12 protein-coding genes are annotated in these 13,816 nt (G+C 63.5%); 6 read left to right on the plus strand and 6 right to left on the minus strand.

Annotated features, from left to right (window positions below; translation table 11 throughout):
- The first annotated feature begins 88 nt into the window (after positions 1-88).
- A complete protein-coding gene (locus VE26_RS15985) occupies positions 89-2,749 on the plus strand; it encodes a bifunctional diguanylate cyclase/phosphodiesterase (RefSeq protein WP_200897258.1) in 2,661 nt (886 codons plus the stop codon).
- A 20-nt stretch (positions 2,750-2,769) separates the two neighbouring features.
- On the opposite strand, the gene VE26_RS15990 is transcribed toward VE26_RS15985, so the two are convergent.
- Entirely contained in the window at positions 2,770-3,495 is a 726-nt protein-coding gene (locus VE26_RS15990) for an SIMPL domain-containing protein (RefSeq protein ID WP_046106100.1), read from the minus strand.
- 79 nt (positions 3,496-3,574) lie between these two features.
- On the opposite strand from VE26_RS15990, the gene VE26_RS15995 reads away from it, so the two are divergent.
- Positions 3,575-4,621, plus strand: coding sequence for a Gfo/Idh/MocA family protein (locus tag VE26_RS15995; RefSeq protein WP_046106101.1), 1,047 nt, complete (start codon positions 3,575-3,577; stop codon positions 4,619-4,621).
- Between the two features lie 113 nt (positions 4,622-4,734).
- Here VE26_RS15995 and VE26_RS16000 read toward each other — a convergent pair whose 3' ends face one another.
- From VE26_RS16000 to VE26_RS16015, 4 genes are all read right to left on the minus strand, one after another.
- Complete coding sequence (locus VE26_RS16000) at positions 4,735-6,375, minus strand: ABC transporter ATP-binding protein (protein WP_046106102.1); 1,641 nt, start codon at positions 6,373-6,375, stop codon at positions 4,735-4,737.
- Positions 6,375-7,325, minus strand: a complete 951-nt coding sequence (locus VE26_RS16005; RefSeq protein WP_425283880.1) for an ABC transporter permease — start codon at positions 7,323-7,325, stop codon at positions 6,375-6,377. Before VE26_RS16005 ends, VE26_RS16000 begins: the two co-directional genes overlap by 1 nt.
- Before the next feature lie 13 nt (positions 7,326-7,338).
- Positions 7,339-8,319, minus strand: coding sequence for an ABC transporter permease (locus tag VE26_RS16010; RefSeq protein WP_046106104.1), 981 nt, complete (start codon positions 8,317-8,319; stop codon positions 7,339-7,341).
- Positions 8,320-8,387: 68 nt separating this feature from the next.
- The gene (locus tag VE26_RS16015) at positions 8,388-9,977 is read right to left on the minus strand and encodes an ABC transporter substrate-binding protein (protein ID WP_046106105.1); all 1,590 of its coding nucleotides are present in this window, start codon (positions 9,975-9,977) and stop codon (positions 8,388-8,390) included.
- A gap of 224 nt (positions 9,978-10,201) precedes the next feature.
- Between VE26_RS16015 and VE26_RS16020 the strand changes: the two genes are divergently transcribed.
- The 4 genes from VE26_RS16020 to VE26_RS16035 all read left to right on the plus strand — a co-directional run bounded on the left by VE26_RS16020 (position 10,202) and on the right by VE26_RS16035 (position 13,384).
- Complete coding sequence (locus VE26_RS16020; protein WP_046106106.1) at positions 10,202-10,594, plus strand: VOC family protein; 393 nt, start codon at positions 10,202-10,204, stop codon at positions 10,592-10,594.
- A complete protein-coding gene (locus VE26_RS16025) occupies positions 10,567-11,124 on the plus strand; it encodes a hypothetical protein (RefSeq protein ID WP_046106107.1) in 558 nt (185 codons plus the stop codon). Before VE26_RS16020 ends, VE26_RS16025 begins: the two co-directional genes overlap by 28 nt.
- A complete protein-coding gene (locus VE26_RS16030; RefSeq protein ID WP_046106108.1) occupies positions 11,096-12,034 on the plus strand; it encodes an aldo/keto reductase in 939 nt (312 codons plus the stop codon). The genes VE26_RS16025 and VE26_RS16030 overlap by 29 nt, the downstream gene beginning before the upstream one ends.
- Before the next feature lie 162 nt (positions 12,035-12,196).
- Positions 12,197-13,384 (plus strand): ROK family transcriptional regulator, encoded by a 1,188-nt coding sequence (locus VE26_RS16035; RefSeq protein ID WP_046106109.1) that lies wholly within the window; start codon positions 12,197-12,199, stop codon positions 13,382-13,384.
- On the opposite strand, the gene VE26_RS16040 is transcribed toward VE26_RS16035, so the two are convergent.
- Positions 13,368-13,706: an HU family DNA-binding protein gene (locus VE26_RS16040; protein ID WP_280136897.1), complete on the minus strand. Its 339-nt coding sequence runs from the start codon at positions 13,704-13,706 to the stop codon at positions 13,368-13,370. The genes VE26_RS16035 and VE26_RS16040 overlap by 17 nt on opposite strands.
- Positions 13,707-13,816: the final 110 nt, after the last annotated feature.

Consider the following 13,816-nt stretch of genomic DNA (forward strand, 5'->3'; position numbering starts at 1 on the left):
TTTTTGCAGCCCGCCTTAAGCTCGTCTTCAGCCCCCGCAACTAGACTGTGCAAGGGTGAAAAGAACGCTGCATTGAACAGGCGTCTTGATGATCAGGGCTGGCGACGACACACATCGCGGGGATTGGCGGCGCACCATGCTCGTGCCCGTCCTGGTGGCACTTGGCATCATCCTCGTGTCATTCATCCTGCTTGATCGGCAGAATGTGCAACTGGCCGAAAGCCGGCTGCGCGCCGATACATTCGCCAAGATTTCGGTCATCCGCGCCAAGCTCGAAGGCAATATTTCGGGCAATGTGCAATTGGTGAAGGGCCTTGTGGCCACCATCAGCACCGAGCCGAACATGGACCAGGCCCGCTACGATGCCCTGGCGCGCCGCCTGTTCGAGGAGGACAGCCAATTGCGCTCCGTTGCCGCGGCGCCCGATCTGGTCATTCGCATGACCTATCCCCTCGAAGGCAACCAGGCAGCTATCGGCCTCGATTATCGCAAGATGCCCGCACAATGGCCGGCCGTGGAAAAGGTGATGCTGACCGACCGGCTTAACATTGCCGGCCCCGTGGACCTGGTCCAGGGCGGCCAGGGCTTCGTCGGTCGCTTTCCGGTCCATGTCGGGGAGGGGCCGGATCGCCGCTTCTGGGGGGTGGTCTCCGCCGTGGTCGATGTCGATCGCCTCTATGCCGATAGCGGGCTGACCGATCCGGAGCTTGACCTCCACATCTCCATAACTGGCCACGATGGCCTGGGCGGAAGCGGCGAGCGTTTCTTCGGGCCCGATATCCGTGACCGCAATCCTGTCACCGCCGAGGTGATCCTGCCCTCTGGCACCTGGGAAATCTCGGCCATTCCCTCCGGCGGCTGGTTGCCGGATCCGTCGGGCATCTGGGCCATGCGCGGCATCATGATCCTGGCCGGCGCGCTGATCCTCTTTCCCATCGCCCTCACAGCCCGCATGGTCGGCCAGCGGCATGATTACATCCGCCAGCTGCGCGCCCGTGAAACCGATCTGGCGCGCCTGACCCGCCGGCTCAATCTGGCGCTCGATGTCTCCAAGGTGGGCGTGTGGGAACTCGATCTGCTCAGTGGCGTCGAAAACTGGGACGACCGCACCAGCCAGCTCTATGGCCTGCCCCAGGACAGCACGTTGCGCAGCCACGCTCATTGGCGCAACGCCGTGCATCCCGAAGACCGCGAGCGTGCCGAACAGGACTTCCGCGAGCAGATCGCCGTGGGCCGTTACGAAAGCGATTACCGCATCGTCCTGCCCAGCGGCGAAGTGCGACACGTCCGCTCGATCGCCGCCCGTTTCTCCGAGCCCGACCAGCCCGACAAGGTCATCGGCGTCAATTGGGACGTGACGGCTGACGTGCTGCTCAATCAGGATCTGCGCCTCGCCAAGAGCCAGGCCGAGGCCCGGGCAGCCGAGCTCGAGCTGGCGCGCAGCCGCATCGAGCACAACGCCCTGCACGACAGCCTCACAGGCCTGCCCAATCGTCGATTCCTCGATGAAACGCTTTCCCGACACGCGCTCAATGGCTATCTCGGCTCCGGCTCGATTGCGCTGCTGCACATGGACCTCGACCGGTTCAAGCAGATCAACGATACGCTCGGCCATGCCGCCGGCGATGCCATGCTCGTCCACACCGCCAATGTGCTGCGCGCCAATTGCCATGAGACCGATTTCATCGCTCGCATCGGCGGCGACGAATTCGTCATCGTCTCCAGCGCCGGCGACAATGATGGAAGACTGCACCAGATGGCCGAGCGCATCGTGCGTGAAATGCGCAAGCCGGCCCTGCATGACGGGCACGAATGTCGCTTCGGCGTCAGCATCGGGGTCGCCGTCAGCCGGGATGCGCGCATTGACGTCAAGCAATTGCTGATCAATGCCGATATCGCCCTCTACCGGGCCAAGGGCAGGGGCCGGAACCGCCACGAATTCTTCTCGGCCGCGCTTCAGTCCGAAGTGGTCAACACCAAGCGCGTCGCCGACGAGGTCCTGCAGGCGCTCGATACCGACGCCTTCGTCAATCATTACCAGCCCCAGTTCCATGCCCAGAGCCTGGATCTGGCGGGCGTCGAAGCGCTGGTCCGCTGGCAGCACCCCTCGGGCAGCCTCAAGGGCCCCGATACCTTCATGGCCGTTGCCGAAGAACTCAACGTCATGGCCCAGATCGACCGCATCGTGCTCGACCGGGCGCTCCATGACTTGCGCGGCTGGGAGCGCAATGGGCTCGTCGTCCCGCGTGTCTCGGTCAACGTCTCTTTGCGACGCCTGCACGACGAGGGTCTCGTCGGCAGCCTGCGCGATCTGGATCTGCCACCGGGCCGGCTCGCCTTCGAGCTGGTGGAGTCGATCTATCTGGATGAAAGTGACGGCCTCGTGGCCTGGAATATCGAGCAGATCAAGGATCTGGGCATCGATGTCGAGATCGACGACTTCGGCACCGGCTATGCCTCGATCGTATCGCTGCAGAAACTCCATCCCCGCCGCCTCAAGATCGACCGGCAATTGGTCCTGCCCATTCTCGAAGAGCCGGCTCAGCGCCAGCTCGTGGCCTCCATCGTCGATATCGGCAAATCCATGGATATCGAGATCGTCGCCGAGGGGGTCGAAACCATGGAGCATGCCAGAATCCTGGCCGATCTGGGCTGCGATATTCTTCAGGGCTATGCCCTGGCCCGCCCGATGAGCCCGAACGCATTCTCGACATTCCTTGCCGGGCAGTCCTGGCGGCAGGTCGGCTGAGAGGCCGGCTCAACAAAGGTTCAGTCGACGAGGAAATAGGTGATCGTTGTGACCACGCGCACCTTCTTGTCGATCTGCTTTTCCGGCCGGTCATTGGGAATTTCGACAGCCGGCAATACCTCGAACACGCCTTGGTTGGCGGTCTGGATATCGCCCACCTGCGCGCCGGATTCGGTGGCGAACTGCGCGGCGGTTTCCTTGGCGCGGGTGGTGGCCTCGGTCAGCATTTCGCTCTTGAGGTCATTGATATTGGTGAAGACGAACGAGGCGCCGGCGCTGTAGCTGTCCGAGGAGAACACCACGCCCTGGCGCAGAAGATCCGCGACCGAGCGGCTGGCATCGGCCAGTTCGGTGACCTTATCCGTCGTCACCAGCATGTCCTCGGTCAGCACGAAGCGGTATTCGTCCGGGGTCGAACCGGCATTGTATCCGGCCGCCCGGTCCTCCACGAGCACGTTCTGCACCTGGATTTCGCCCTCGGCGAAGCCGCGATCGCCCAGGAAGCCGCGCACCGAGGCTTCCGAAGCCTCAAGGCTGGTGCGTGCGGCCTGCAGTGTCGGCCCGGTGGCGACGAACCGGATCGGCCAGAATCCCAGATCAGCCTGTACGGCGCGTTCGGACAGGCCCTTGACCGTCACCGTGCGCAAGGGTTGCCGGCTCTCGACCAGCGCCGTTCCGATGAACCAGCCGCCGAGCGAAATGCCGATAGCGACCAGCAACGCCGCAACAACACCCACCAATTTCATGATAGTCCCCTATAATGCCCCTGAGGGGCACTGAGCGCCGCGATCGTGGCGCGATAAAGGCAGAGGAGGCTCGGGCTGAATGGGGAATGAACAGGCACGTTTCGGGATCGGTGTGGTGGGTGCCGGGATGGGCGCCAAGCCGCACGCGCTGGCGCTCAAGGCGCTGCGCGACAAGGTCGACGTCCGGGGCGTCTGGCGTCGCGACAGGCAGGAACTGGAGCGCTTCTGCTCCGAATATGATCTGCCTGCCGCCCGGAGCTACGAAGCTTTGCTGGCCGATCCCGCAGTCGAGGCCATCCTCATCATCACGCCGCCCAATGCGCGCGAGCCCTTGGTCGCCGCTGCGGCCGCCGCCGGCAAGCATGTGCTCATGGAAAAGCCGGTGGAGCGGAGCGTCGAGGCGGCCGAACGCATTGTCGGGATTTGCGATGCGGCCGGTGTCACGCTCGGCATCATCTTCCAGCATCGGTTTCGCGCGGCATCCATGGCTCTGGCTGAAAAGGTGGCCGGCGGGACCTTGGGCCCGCTTCATGCCGCGCAGCTGCTCGTGCCGTGGTGGCGGTCCCAGGAGGCCTACTACGACAAGCCCGGACGTGGCACCTTCGCCCAGGATGGTGGCGGCGTGCTCATCACCCAGGCCATCCACTCGCTCGATCTGATGCTCAGTCTGACGGGACCTGTCAGGGCCGTGACCGCCCTTTCGGCGACGACCGGATTGCACCGCATGGAAACCGAGGACTTCGTCGCCGGCGGCATGGAATTCGCCAATGGCGCCGTCGGCGGGCTCATGGCCACCACCGCCAATTTTCCCGGCGGCCCGGAAAGCCTGACCCTCAATTTCGAACGGGCGTCCGCCACGTTGACCGGCGGCAACCTGACGCTCAACTGGATGGATGGCCGCAGCGAAACCATCGGCGAAGCGAGCCTGGGCGGCGGCGGCGCCGACCCCATGGCATTCCCCTTTGACTGGCACCAGGCCCAGATCGAGGATTTTATCCTGGCCGTCCACCAAGGGCGCCCGCCGCGCTCGACCGGGCACACGGCGCTTAATGTGCACCGCCTGATCGACGCGCTGATCCGCTCCGGCAGGGAAGGCCGGCGCGTAGAGGTTTTGCAAGGAGGGTAAGGCCGGTCGGTTCGCGGGCCGGGCACGCCCTTAGCGGGCTAACGGCTTTAGAGAGGGGGCAGCGTCCGATTGTCGGGTAAGGCCCCCTCCCTTGGGAGAGGGCCAAGGGCGCTTTACGCCACTTTGGAAATGTCCGGCACGGCATCGAGCAGCATGCGGGTATAGTCCGCCTGCGGATTGTCGAAGATGGCGTCGGTTGGGCCATTTTCCACCAGCACGCCATTATGCAGCACGCCCACGGCAGTGGACATCTGCCGCACCACGGCCAGGTTATGGCTGATCAGCAGATAGGTGAGGCCGAATTCGGCCTGCAATTCGCTCATCAGTTCCAGCACCTGCGCCTGCACCGAAACGTCGAGAGCCGAAGTGGGCTCGTCGCAGACGATGAATTCGGGCTGGCTCGACAATGCCCGCGCGATGGCGATGCGCTGGCGCTGGCCGCCGGAGAATTCATGCGGGAACTTGCGCATGACCGAGGGGTCGAGCCGCACGCGGCGCAGCAATTCGGCAACCCGGTCGTCCACTTCGCGCCGATTGCGGGCAATGCCCAGCGTGCGCATGGGTTCGGCGATGATATCGGCAACGCGCCAGCGCGGATTGAGGCTGGCATAAGGGTCCTGGAAGATCATCTGGACGCGCTTGCGACGCTCCTTGTGGCCTTCCCCGCCGGCCCAGATATCGTGCCCGTCCACCAGGATATTGCCCGAGGTCGGACGCAACAGGCCCACAATCATCTTGGCGCAGGTGGATTTGCCCGAACCCGATTCCCCCACGAGACCGAAAGTTTCGCCCTTTGGAATGGAGAAGCTCACATCGTTTACGGCCCGGAACAGTTCGGTTTTTCCCGGCAGCAGCTTGGTGAAGCTGCCCCCGCCGATCTCGAAATCCCGCACCAGGTTGCGCACCTGCACATAGGCGCCGGCATCGTTGGCTGCTTCCGGCGCGGCCGGGGCGTCGTCCTGGCGTTTGATGGTCGGAATGGAATCGATGAGCTTGATCGTATAGGGCTCGCGCGGCCGGCGGATGATGTCGCCAACCGTGCCGGTTTCCACCACCTTGCCCTGGTGCATCACCACCATGCGATCCGCGGTCTGGGCGATCACGCCCATGTCGTGCGTGATGAGCATGACGGCGGCGCCATGATTGGCGCAGAGCTTCTTGAGCACCTTGATGATCTGGGCCTGCACCGACACGTCGAGCGCCGAAGTCGGCTCGTCGGCGATGATCAGTTCCGGTTCGGCGGCGATGGCCAGAGCAATCACCACGCGTTGCCGCATGCCGCCCGAAAACTGGTGCGGATAGGAATTGATGCGCTCGGCGGCCTTGGGAATGCCGGCTTCCGAGAGCAGGTCGATGGCCTTCTGGCGCGCTTCGGCTTCCGATAGCGGCAGGTGCGTGCGGATCGTTTCGATCAGCTGCTGGCCCACCGTATAGAGCGGGTTGAGGCTGGTCAGGGGATCCTGGAACACCATGCCGATGCGCTTGCCGCGCAGCTTGGCCTTCTGCTCCTCGGGCAGGTTGTCGATGCGCTCGCCCTTGAGCCGGATTTCGCCGGCAGCGATATGGCCGGGCCGCTCGATGAGGCCGATGACGGCTGAACCGGTCATCGACTTTCCGGCACCCGACTCGCCCACCACGCCGACCACTTCGCCGGGCATGATGTCGAAGGAGACGCCGTTGACGGCAGTGAACACGTCATCGCGGAAGGGGAACTCGACGACGAGGTCCCTGATGGAAAGAACGGGCTCGGTCATCAGCGCAACTTCGGGTTGAGGGCATCGCGCAGCCAGTCACCCAGGAGGTTGACCGACAAGGCGAGCAGGACAAGGGTGATGGCCGGGAACAGCAGGATCCACCATTCGCCGGAGAACAGGAATTGCTGGCCGATGCGGATCAGCGTTCCGAGCGAGGGCTGGGTGGGCGGCACGCCGACGCCCAGATAGGAAAGCGTGGCTTCCTCGATGATGGCCAGGGCCAACCCGATCGTGCCGATCACCAGCACCGGACCGACGACGTTGGGCAGGACGTGGCGCAACAGGATGATGAACGGATTGACGCCCATCAGCCGGGCCGCCGCCACGTAGTCCTTCTGCCGCTCCACCATGGTTGCGCCACGCACGGTACGGGCGAACTGCGCCCAGTTGGCGAGGCCAATGGCGATGATCAGCACCCAGATGGCTGCGCCTTCCTGCTGGTTGGGCGGAATGATGCCGCGCGCCACCCCGAAGATCAAAAGCGCGATGAGAATGGCCGGGAACGAGAGCTGAACGTCGGTAACGCGCATGATGATGGCATCGACCAGACCGCCGACATAGCCGGCAACCAGGCCCAGGCTGACACCCATCAGCATGGCGAAGAGCGTTGCCATCAGGCCCACGAACAGCGACACGCGCGAGCCATACATGATGGTCGAGAGCACGTCGCGCCCTTGGCTATCGGTGCCCAGCGCGAAATACTTGCCCGACATCGAGTTCGAATTGGGCGGGGTGAACCCGTCCATGAGATTGAGCGTCGCCGGGTTGAACGGATTATAGGGCGCGATCAGCGGCGCCAGCACCGCCATGAGGATAAGCACCGTCGCCACGATGGAGGCGACGATGGCGACTGGCGAATGCCGATAGGACCACATGACGTCGGAAGTCCAGAAGAGCTTCCAGCGCGAGGTCTTGGCAGCCGGCACCGGCTGCTCTGGGGAATGGGGCAGATCCGTCAAGATCTTATCTCCCGGTTCTGGCGCCGTCGCGCAGGCGCGGATCGACGATGAAATAGAGGATGTCCACGATGAGGTTGATGACCACGAAGATCAGCGCCACGAAGACGAGATAGGCGGCCATCACCGGAACGTCGACCACGGCGACGGAATTGACGAACAGCGAGCCGACGCCCGGCCACTGGAACACCGTCTCGGTGATGATGGCGAAGGCGATGACCGAGCCGAGCTGCAACCCGGTAATGGTGATCACCGGCACCATGGTGTTCTTGAGCGCATGGCCGAAATTGATCGCCCGCTTGCTGAGGCCGCGGGCCTTGGCGAAGCGGATATAGTCGGTGCGCATCACCTCCAGCATTTCCGCGCGCACGAGGCGCATGATCAGCGTCAGCTGGAACAGCGAGAGCGTGATGGCGGGCAGGATCAGCGAGCGCAGGCCCGACTGGGTGAGAAGCCCCGTGCGCCACCAGCCCAGCGCCACCACTTCGCCGCGCCCGAAGGAGGGGAGCCATTTCAGCTCGACGGCAAAGACATAGATCAGACCGATACCAATGAGGAATGTAGGCAGCGAGACGCCCACCAGCGACAGGGTCATGATCACGCCGGTGGAGAAGGCGCGCTGGCGCAGGGCGGTGTAGATGCCCAAGACCACGCCGCCGATCAGGGCGATGATGGAGGAGGCGAAGGCAAGCTCGATCGTGGCCGGCAGGCGGTCGAGGATCAGCTGGCTCACCGGCTGCTGCAGGCGATAGGAAATGCCGAATTCGCCCTGGAGCGCGTTGCCCACGAAGGTGAAGAACTGGATGTAGAAGGGCTGGTCGAGGCCGAGACGCTGGCGCGCCGCGTCGAAATCGGCCTGGCGCGCTTCCTGGCTCATCAAGGCGGCGAGCGGATCGCCGACATAGCGGAACACCAGGAAGGCGATGAACGCCACCACAAGCATGACGAGGACGGACTGCAAGAGCCGCCGGGCAATAAAGGCGAGCATGGCGCCCCCTCAAATGAGAGCCGCCGCGGGAGACGTGACTCCACGCGGCGGCTCGGGATGGATAGGCTTTACTCGAAGGTGACCGTGGTCATGTTCGGCTGGTTTTCCGGCTGGACCGGCAGCGTCACGCCATCACGCATGGCATAGGCGAGCACCTGGTTGTGCACCGGCAGCAGCACGCGGTCGGCCTTCACCACTTCCCAGATGTCGGCAATGGTCTGGTTGCGGACGGTTTCGTCGCTCTCGACGCCGAGCGAGACGATCATCTCGTCCAGTTCGGGGTTCGAGTACATGCCGACATTGTAGCCGCCCAGTTCGGCGTCTTCACCGGTTTCCTTGGTGTGGATCAGGTCGTTGAAGACATAGGCGCTGTCGAAGGTCGGCACGCCCCAGCCCAGGAGGTAGAAGTCGGTGTCGCTCGCCAGGATCAGCGGCGAGTGTTCGGCGACGGGACGCGAAGCCAGGGTAACCTGGATGCCGATCTGGCCGAGCATGCCCACATAGGCGGTCGAGATCGCCTCGTCGTTGACATAGCGGTTGTTCGGCGTGTCGAGGGTGACGGTAAAGCCATCGGCATAGCCGGCTTCGGCCATCAGCTCGCGGGCGCGTTCCACATCGGGAGCCGGGTAGGCGTCGAGTTCTTCGGTCCAGCCATTGACGAAGGGCGGGTTGGGAATGCCGGTCGGGATCGACTGGCCGCGCATCACCACCTGCTGGATCGCATCGCGATCGAGCACCAGTTCCATGGCCTCGCGCACCAGCGGGTTGTTGAACGGGTTGCTGTCGGTGATGTTGGACGACTTCAGCGGCTCATCGCCGAACTTGTAGCCGAAATAGATGAAGCGGTTTTCCGGGCCGGTCTCGACCTTGAAGCCTTCGGTATTGGAGAGGCGCTCGATATCCTGCGGCGGCACGTCCTGGACGATGTCGATTTCGCCCGAGAGCAGTGCCGAGACGCGGGTGCCGGCATCGGCGATCACGATATATTCGATATCGGTGACTTCCGGCTGCTCGCCCCACCAGCCTTCGTTATAGGCCAGCACGGTGCGCACGTCCGGCTCGCGCGAAACCAACGTGTAAGGGCCGGTGCCATTGGTGTTGAGAACCGAATAGTTCGACGCGCCGCTGGCAAAGTCCTGCACCACGTCCAGGTCGTTGGCTTCCGACCAGGTCTTGTCCATGATGAAGGTGTTGGTGAGGTTGTTCGGGTAGATCAGCGAGGGGCCGACCATCTTGAACTCGACGGTGTAGTCGTCGACTGCAGTGACCGATTCCACTTCGGCATGCAGCTGCCGCATGTTGGAAAATTCGCTCTTGGCGCGGGTCATGGAATAGACCACGTCCTCGGCGGTGAAGTCGGCGCCGTCGTGGAATTTCACGCCTTCGCGCAGCTTGAACACCCAGACGGTGTCATCGCCGTCCTTGAGGGCCCATTCGGTGGCCAGGCGCGGGGTCAGGTTGCCGTCATTGTCGCGGCCGACCAGGGTTTCATAGATGTGGTGGGCGAGCGTGTGGGTATTGCCCTGGTTCTGCGAATGCGGATCCAGAGTCAGCGCATCCGAAGAGCGCGCCCAGCGGATCGTTTCGGCATTCGCAACACCGGCGAGCATCGTGGAGGCGATAAGAACCGCCGCGATGCGGGTCAGTGATGAGTGCATGGATAGTCTCCCGTTCCTTGACAAACGCCTTCTCAGCGCCGAGGCGCCGGAGGCTTGGGCCACACAAAAGCCTAGATTGAAAAGGAGCGCAACGATATTCGCTGACCATTTGGTCAATTTACTGACCTGCCTAATGCCTATCCACAAGTATGGACGGTTTTTTGCAAATCAGTTCGCCCGCTCTGGCTTGACCGGGACGCGGTCGCGGCGCATGTCATGGGCCCATGCGTCAAGCCATCGCCACCGTCGCCCTTGTCGTTGCCGATTATGATGAGGCCATCGCCTTTTATCGCGATGTCCTGGGCTTCGTGCTGTTCGAGGACAGCGATCTGGGCGGTGGCAAGCGCTGGGTCTGCGTTGGTCCGTCATCGGGGCGGGGAGCACGATTGCTGCTGGCCCGCGCCGTTGGTCCGTCCCAGCACCAGGCCATCGGCAATCAGGCCGGCGGCCGCGTCATGCTCTTTCTCGAAACCGATGACTTTGCCACCGATCATGCGCGCTATCTGGCCGCCGGCGTCCGTTTTCTCGAGACGCCGCGTGACGAGCCCTATGGCAGGGTCGCCGTTTTCGCCGATCTTTATGGAAACAAATGGGATCTCATCGAGCCGCGGCGCTGATCGCCGCCCTGCTTCTGGCGCCGCCCGCCTCGGCCCAGACGCCTGGCTGGCACTATTCGCCCCTGCCCGGCGAGGGCGATCGGGCAAGCCTGGGCTGTGATCGCGCCGCCGAGCCGGGCCGCTTCACCTGCCTGGCCGTGCGCTGCGAGGATGATTTCACCCCGGGTATCCACATCCATTCCACCCGCGCAATGGGCGTGGCCGGGCGCTGGCAGATGACGCTGGACCGGGAGGACCGCTCTTTCGATACGATTGAGGCGCCGTCGCCCTATGGGGCGCGTCTGCTCGACCCCGATGGCGGCCTGTTCGAGCGGCTGCAGCAGGGCACCTTCGTTTACCTGCGTCATGAAGACGATCCGGAAGCCGGCTTTGCCTATATCGACCTCAAGGGCTCCTTCAAGGCGATCGGCGAGGCGCTCTACTGGTGCGCGCCCAGGTCCCCTGCCGCAGAACGAAATGGCCCCCCGGACGTTGAGGCCGAAACCGATCAAGGAGAACATGATGAACCGCCGCCCCCTGGGACGCAGTGAACTGGTGATCGAGCCGCTCGTATTGGGCGGCAATGTGTTCGGCTGGACCGTGGACGAGGCCAGGGGCTTCGACATTCTCGACGCCTATGTCGAAGCCGGCTTCACCGCCATCGATACCGCCGAGGGCTATCCGAACTGGGTGCCCGGCAATCCGCCCGGCATGAGCGAGACCATCATCGGCAAATGGCTCAAGGCCCGTGGCAATCGCGAAAGCGTCCACATCTTCACCAAGGTCAACTCGGCCAAGCAGCCCGGCGGGCTCAAGGCCGATGCCATCAAGGCGGGTGTCGAAGCGTCGCTGGCGCGCCTCCAGACCGATTACATCGACCTCTATTTCAGCCATTGGCCAGATCCGGACACGGATCATGAAGAAACCCTGGCCGCCTATGACACGTTGATCCGGGCCGGCAAGGTGCGCACGATCGGGGCGTCCAACTTCACCACTGAGATGATGCAGGCGGCTCAGCAGACTGCCATCGTCAAGACCCTGCAGCGCTATGAAGTGACCCAGCCGCGCTACAATCTGTACGATCGTGCCGAGTTCGATGCTCTGCGCCCCTACCTGCTCGAGAATGAGGTGGGCGCCATCGTCTATTACAGCCTCGCCTCCGGGTTCCTCACCGGCAAATATCGCTCCAGCGCCGATCTCGGCCAGTCGCCGCGCGGTGGTGGCCTGTCCCATTATCTCGATGACAAGGGGCAGCGCCTGCTGGCCGCATTGGACAAGGCGGCAGACGCGCTCGAGGCCAGCCCGGCCGAGATCGCCCTTGCCTGGCTGGTGGCGCAGAAGGGTGTCAGCGCGCCCATCGCCTCGGCAACCTCGGTGGAACAGGTCAGGAGCCTCGCCAAGGGCGTGCGGCTGACCCTGCCCGAGGAAATCGAGCGGGAGCTGACCGCCGCAGGTGCCTGATCGGGACGAACTTCTTCAGTCCTGTTAGGGGCTTGGCGCATCGCCAAGGCTTTGCCATGATGCTGCGCCTTTCGGTCGCGGCTTTTGTCGCGGCAAAGCCTTCTCAACTCGACGCAAAGAGGACGGCGCGCATCTGGCGCGCCGCTGATCCGGGTCCGCGCCATGTCCAAGCCACCCCGTTCCACACGTGATATTTTCGATGCCGGTGGGCGGGCCATACGGCATGAAGGCCTGCGACGAGCCAACGAAAAGACCGTGCTTATGGTCGTCGGCTTCAATTCCGGCGTCTCCAATGCCGAGATAGCGCGCATTTCCGGCCTTGCGCCACAGACCGTCTCGGCCATTCTGTCCGGCCTCGAACGCGATGGCCTCATTGAGCGTGGGCAGGCCTTGCGCGGCAAGCGGGGCCAGCCCGCTACGCCTATCCTGCTCAAGCGCGATGGTGGTTTTGCCATTGGCGTCGAGCTCGGATGGACCCATCTCGACGTCTTGCTGCTCAACATGCACGCCCAGGTGCTGGAGCATCGCCGCATCGACTTTGCCTATCCCGACGCCACCAGCATTTTCGACGAGATCGCGCGTTTCGTCGCGGAATTGCGCGCCTCTCTCCCCGCCGAAGGTGCAGAACGCCTCTATGACCTCGGCGTGGCCCTGCCCGGGGGCATGGCCGACCAGCTCGACAGGGTGGGGTGGTCCTCCGCCCAGTCCGACCCCTGGCGCAATGTCGATGTCGCGGCAGAATTGCGTCAGCGCACGGCCCTGGATGTCTCGCTCTTCAATGACGGCAACGCAGCCTGCTGGGCAGAGCTGATCGCCCTCCCCAAGCCGCGCCCCGCCAATGTGCTCTATTTTCTCGTCTCCCATTACGTGGCGGCCGGGGTGGTCGGTGATGGGGCGCTCTGGCACGGGACGACCGGCAATGCCGCCAATCTGGGCATGATGCTGGTGCAGCTGGATGCAGGGGGCCTGCGTCAGGTCTATTCGGTCGCCTCGGTCTCCGCCCTTGCCGACAGGCTAAAGGCCATCGGGAAGGGTCCGGGCAACATTCCCGTCTCCCAATGGGACTGGCCCGATATTCAAGAGGAAGCCGACAATTGGCTGGGTGACAGCGCCAGGGCGCTGGCGCGCACCATTTTCAATGCCACCACCCTGGTCGAGGCCCCTCTGGTTATCATTGACAGCGTGCTCGATCCGGAATGGACCCAAAAGCTGGCGCGCCGCGTCGAGGCCGAACTGGGCGCGCTGCCGGTCATCGATTTCGAAGTGCCCCCCGTACAGATCGGGGTCTATGGGGGCCTGGCACCCGCCATCGGCGCCGCCGAGCTGACGCTCTTCAACCGGTATTTTTAGCGTCGCCTGCCTTGCCCGCTTCGGCCTTCTGCGCTGCAATGTCGAGCGCCTCGCGCAATTTGCCGCCCGGCACGAAGATAACGGTCTGGCGCGGTACGATCGTATAGGTCTCTCCCGTGCGCGGATTGCGGCCAAGCCGTTCGGCCCGCGAGCGGACCTGCAAGGTGCCGAACCCCGTCATTTTGACGGTTTCCCCACCCTTGAGCGCCTCGCCGATCAGGTCGAACATCTGCCGGGCAAGCGCGTCGACATCTGGCCGAGCGTGATCGGTCGTCTCCGCCACCCGCTGCGAAAGCATTGCACGCGTTACGGTTTTATCCACCTAAGGAACCCTCCACCAATTAAATTCCTAACGAGAACATAAACCCTTGTCCAGCACCTCTCGCGCCCAAAAATCATGACATCGTGTTTCAGGATTAATTGACATTTTTT

The organism is Devosia chinhatensis (assembly GCF_000969445.1).
Lineage (GTDB): Bacteria > Pseudomonadota > Alphaproteobacteria > Rhizobiales > Devosiaceae > Devosia > Devosia chinhatensis.

Coding starts and splice junctions, on each gene's coding strand:
- VE26_RS15985 (WP_200897258.1), top strand. CDS start 89: ATGATCAGGGCTGGCGACGACACACATCGCGGGGATTGGCGGCGCACC.
- VE26_RS15990 (WP_046106100.1), bottom strand. CDS start 3,495: ATGAAATTGGTGGGTGTTGTTGCGGCGTTGCTGGTCGCTATCGGCATT.
- VE26_RS15995 (WP_046106101.1), top strand. CDS start 3,575: ATGGGGAATGAACAGGCACGTTTCGGGATCGGTGTGGTGGGTGCCGGG.
- VE26_RS16000 (WP_046106102.1), bottom strand. CDS start 6,375: ATGACCGAGCCCGTTCTTTCCATCAGGGACCTCGTCGTCGAGTTCCCC.
- VE26_RS16010 (WP_046106104.1), bottom strand. CDS start 8,319: ATGCTCGCCTTTATTGCCCGGCGGCTCTTGCAGTCCGTCCTCGTCATG.
- VE26_RS16015 (WP_046106105.1), bottom strand. CDS start 9,977: ATGCACTCATCACTGACCCGCATCGCGGCGGTTCTTATCGCCTCCACG.
- VE26_RS16020 (WP_046106106.1), top strand. CDS start 10,202: ATGCGTCAAGCCATCGCCACCGTCGCCCTTGTCGTTGCCGATTATGAT.
- VE26_RS16025 (WP_046106107.1), top strand. CDS start 10,567: ATGGGATCTCATCGAGCCGCGGCGCTGATCGCCGCCCTGCTTCTGGCG.
- VE26_RS16030 (WP_046106108.1), top strand. CDS start 11,096: ATGAACCGCCGCCCCCTGGGACGCAGTGAACTGGTGATCGAGCCGCTC.
- VE26_RS16035 (WP_046106109.1), top strand. CDS start 12,197: ATGTCCAAGCCACCCCGTTCCACACGTGATATTTTCGATGCCGGTGGG.